At 56.1% G+C, this 4114-nt stretch carries 4 protein-coding genes; 2 read left to right on the top strand and 2 right to left on the bottom strand.

What is annotated here, in order from left to right:
- Together M0974_RS26805 and mqo are read left to right on the top strand one after the other, a co-directional pair.
- On the top strand, window positions 1–312 hold a 312-nt coding region (locus tag M0974_RS26805), incomplete at its 5' end, for a helix-turn-helix domain-containing protein (RefSeq protein WP_297844271.1).
- 274 nt (window positions 313–586) lie between these two features.
- The gene (mqo, locus tag M0974_RS26800) at window positions 587–2224 is read left to right on the top strand and encodes a malate dehydrogenase (quinone) (protein WP_297844268.1); all 1638 of its coding nucleotides are present in this window, start codon (window positions 587–589) and stop codon (window positions 2222–2224) included.
- Between the two features lie 130 nt (window positions 2225–2354).
- On the opposite strand, the gene M0974_RS26795 is transcribed toward mqo, so the two are convergent.
- Window positions 2355–3377 carry an ABC transporter substrate-binding protein gene (locus tag M0974_RS26795; protein ID WP_297844266.1) on the bottom strand — a complete coding sequence of 341 codons (1023 nt, stop codon included), beginning with the start codon at window positions 3375–3377 and terminating at the stop codon, window positions 2355–2357.
- The coding region (locus M0974_RS26790) for a TonB-dependent siderophore receptor (RefSeq protein WP_297844263.1) at window positions 3374–4114 on the bottom strand (741 nt) is incomplete at its 5' end. The genes M0974_RS26790 and M0974_RS26795, both read right to left, overlap by 4 nt.

Raw genomic sequence — 4114 nt, 5'->3', positions numbered from 1 at the left:
GCCAAGAACATCCTGTCCTCTCGTCTTCGGGTGCTGGTCGAGTTGGGTTTGTTTGAGGTGCAACCGGCATCTGATGGCAGTGCGTACAAGGAGTACGTGCTGACCGAAAAAGGCCGTTCGATATTTCCTATCGTGGTGAGCATGCGTCAATGGGGCGAGCGCTACATGTTCGAAGAGGGGGAAGTGCATTCGATCCTGGTGGACAACGACGCCGATAAAGCTATTGCCTTACTTGAAGTAAGGTCTTCCAAAGGTAAAAAACTTGAACCCAAAGATTGTCATCGACGTAGAGTGGTTATGCAGTCTGTGTAAGGCAACTTGTTGACTTCATCAGCCGCACTGGAACTCGTCTACTAACGGCGCGATAAGAAGGTTAATAGTCAGACGTTTCAGTATGTTACGAAATTGAATAGGGACAATGGAATCATTCTCGTTTATTCTCTTTGCCCGATAATTTTTACCCAAAACAAGTGTCACCCAAGCAGCTGAAGCCAATGACTAACAAAAAGTCAGCGCAGGAGGGACATACACGTGAGGCCGATGACGTAAATCGGCTTTGTATGGCTTCTACCCCAGGTATTACTGCATGTTAAAAAAAGTGAACACGGCCCTATTGGGCTTGGCACTGTCCATGGGACTGATGCCCGCGCACGCCGCTGAAGCAAAAAAAGTCGATGTACTGCTCATCGGTGGCGGGATCATGAGTGCGACCCTCGGGGTCTGGCTCAATGAACTCGAACCTGGTTGGTCCATGGAGATGGTTGAGCGCCTTGATGGCGTCGCCGAAGAAAGCTCCAACGGCTGGAACAACGCCGGCACGGGTCACTCTGCTTTGGCTGAGCTGAACTACACGCCAGAAGACAAGAACGGCAAGGTCGAGATTCCCAAGGCCATCGAGATCAACGAAGCGTTTCAGATCTCACGTCAGTTCTGGTCGTGGCAGGTCAAGAATGGCGTCTTGAAAAACCCGCATTCCTTCATCAACTCCACGCCGCACATGAGTTTTGTGTGGGGCGATGACAACATCAAGTTCTTGAAAAAGCGCTACGAAGCGCTGCAGGCAAGTCCGCTGTTCCGGGGCATGCAGTACTCGGAAGACCCGGTACAAATCAAGAAATGGGTTCCGTTGATGATGGAAGGACGTGATCCGAACCAAAAGATCGCGGCCACCTGGACGCCAATCGGTACCGACGTTAACTTCGGCGAGATCACCCGCCAGTTCGTTGCCAACCTGCAAACCAAGCCCAACTTTGATCTGAAGTTGTCGAGCGAAGTGCGCGATATCACGCGTAATGCGGATGGCACATGGCGTGTTTCTTACAAGAACCTGAAAGACGGTACCGAAACCCAAACCGACGCCAAGTTCTTGTTTATCGGCGCGGGTGGCGGTGCATTGCACCTGTTGCAGAAGTCGGGCATTCCTGAAGCCAAGGAATATGCAGGCTTCCCGGTGGGTGGTTCGTTCCTGGTGACCGATAACCCGGCGATCACGGCGCAGCATCTGGCCAAGGCATACGGCAAAGCTTCCGTCGGCGCACCGCCGATGTCGGTCCCGCACTTGGACACACGGATGCTGGACGGCAAACGCGTAATCTTGTTTGGCCCGTTCGCGACTTTCTCGACAAAGTTTCTCAAACAAGGCTCCTACTTCGACTTGCTCACCAGCACCACCACGCACAACATTTGGCCGATGACCAAAGTGGGCGTCGAGCAATACCCGTTGGTAGAGTATTTGGCCGGTCAGTTGATGTTGTCAGACGATGACCGCATGAGTGCTTTGAAAGAATACTTCCCTAACGCCAAGAAAGAAGACTGGCGCCTGTGGCAAGCCGGTCAGCGTGTGCAGATCATCAAGCGTGATGAAGAGAAGGGCGGCGTCCTTAAACTGGGCACCGAGATCGTCAGCTCCAAAGACAACAGCATTGCCGGGTTGCTGGGTGCATCGCCGGGCGCGTCGACCGCTGCGCCGATCATGCTCAGTGTGCTTGAGAAGATCTTCAAGGACAAAGTCGCGACCCCTGCCTGGCAGGAAAAGCTGCACCAGATCGTGCCGAGCTATGGCACCAAGCTCAACGATGACCCAGCACGGGTTGTTCAAGAATGGACATACACCGCAGGCGTTCTCCAGCTAGATCCGCCTCCTGTGATTGACCAGACCGTTGCGCCACAAGGCGCCGCTAAACCAGAGCAGAAGAGCAATCCAGCGGCTGACATGGCGCTGTAAAATACCGCAGGAACAAGCGACGCGGTCAGGCTGATACACCGCGTCGCTCCCACGGCCTTCGGCCAGAAACGGTCTGTGGCACGGCGCAAAACCGGTGGGAGCGAACTTGTTCGCGAATCAGGCGACGCGGTTATTGATCTAACGAAGGCGCCACTGGCCCCAACCCGGCAAGCATTCGCTTCGCCTGTTCTTGCCCTAGCGGGTAATCAAAAAACCTCTGATAAAACCCCATGGTTTCACTGACCATATCGGTGTCCTTGAACAACCCCGGATGCAACTGCTGCGCAGCCCATTGAATCTGCAACGCCATCTCTGTGCCGTAACGGTCCCACGGGAACACCCCCGCTGGGTTGCGCAGCACTTGCTGATTACGCACCGCCTTTAGGTTTTCCAGCAGGGGGCGAGCAGGGGACTGTTCGATATCACCCGCGTCTGCCGCGAGGATGATCACGTCCGGTTGCCATTGCAGCAGTTGTTCGGCGGACACCACCTGCAGGTTTCCACTCAATCCAGTCGCGGCATTGCGGCCGCCCGATACCTTGATCCAATCATCAATCAGCGTTCCATCACCGTCCACTTTGAGCGGGTTCAACGATGCTATATGCAGCACCCGTGGACGCTCTGACTCAGGCAACGACCCCAAAACATCCGCCAAATGAGTTCGCTTCCCCGCCAGGTAAGCGTTGTAGTCATTGGCGCGTTTCAGCGCAGACGGTGTGCCCATCGCGTGTGCGGTCATGGTCATGGAGTGCGCCAGCCCGTCCAGATCATTGAAGCCGACACTGACTACGGGTAAACCCACTTGGCGATAGGCCGATGCATTTCGGTCGCCGGTCGAAACGAACACCAGGTCGACTTTATCCGCCAGCAGGCTCTCAGCATTGAACGCCGTCCCGTTCACGCTGGCTGCTTGCTTAAGAGAAGGTTGCACCAAGAACATCCACGGCCGGCTGCGCTCATGGTTGACGGTTTCAACGATGCTGCCCCCCGCACCCAGGGTCATCAACAAGGCGTGGTGCGCGTACCAGGCATCCGCGACGCGATGCACTTTGTCGGGTATTTCTACGTGTTGGCCAGCGTCGTCGAGCAGCGTGGTGGCGACCGCATTCTGCAACAGTGACGCACCGATCAGCAGCGCGAAAAGACGCTTCATAGGTCCACCTGAATCGACGCCTGAAGCATCCGTGGGGTGCCCAGTTGCGCGCTGGCATTGCCCGATCCGCTGTAGCCGTTGAGACCGCCAGGCACGATATTCGCCCAATAACGTTCGTTACCAACGTTCATGATGTTCAAGCGGTACACCGTATCGTGCTCCATCACTCGGGTGGAGTAGCGCGTGCCCACGTCGAAGGTCCGGTAGCCGCTGACCCAGTTGTCGTTGGTGTTGTCGGTGGCACGGCGGTCAACGTAGCGCGCGGTGGCGTTAACGAATAGGCCGGGGATTTCGGGAATCTGATAGTCGGCCAATAGGCTGGCGGTGTATTTGGCTAGGCCAACAATCGTTGTGTTCTCGGTACTGGCCGAGCCGGTGTCCAGCAACTTTGGATCAAGCCACACGACGCCGCCATACAGCCGGGTATTCTGACCCAGCTTTCCGTCCACCATCAATTCGATGCCGCGATTGCGTTGTTCGCCTGCTACTTCATACACGGTGCCTTGGGTGTAGGCGTAGGGTCGCTTGATCTGAAACGCCGCCAAGGACAGGTTCATTCCGTTCAGGGCCCACTTGGCGCCGGTCTCCCACATTCTGCTGCGGTAGGGCGAGAGGATCGACCCGGAGTTGTCGGTGCCGACTGGGGCCGTGTCGCCCTGTTGCAGGCTGTCGGCATAGGTCAGGTACAGCGTCAGGTCATCAATGGGTTTGTACATCAGGCTGGCAGCGGTGCTCAG

Origin of the sequence: Pseudomonas sp. (assembly GCF_026224925.1) — a bacterium.
Taxonomy (GTDB): Bacteria; Pseudomonadota; Gammaproteobacteria; order Pseudomonadales; family Pseudomonadaceae; genus Aquipseudomonas.
This window is presented reverse-complemented; position numbering and strand designations above follow the sequence as displayed.

Coding starts and splice junctions, on each gene's coding strand:
- mqo (WP_297844268.1), top strand. CDS start 587: ATGTTAAAAAAAGTGAACACGGCCCTATTGGGCTTGGCACTGTCCATG.
- M0974_RS26795 (WP_297844266.1), bottom strand. CDS start 3,377: ATGAAGCGTCTTTTCGCGCTGCTGATCGGTGCGTCACTGTTGCAGAAT.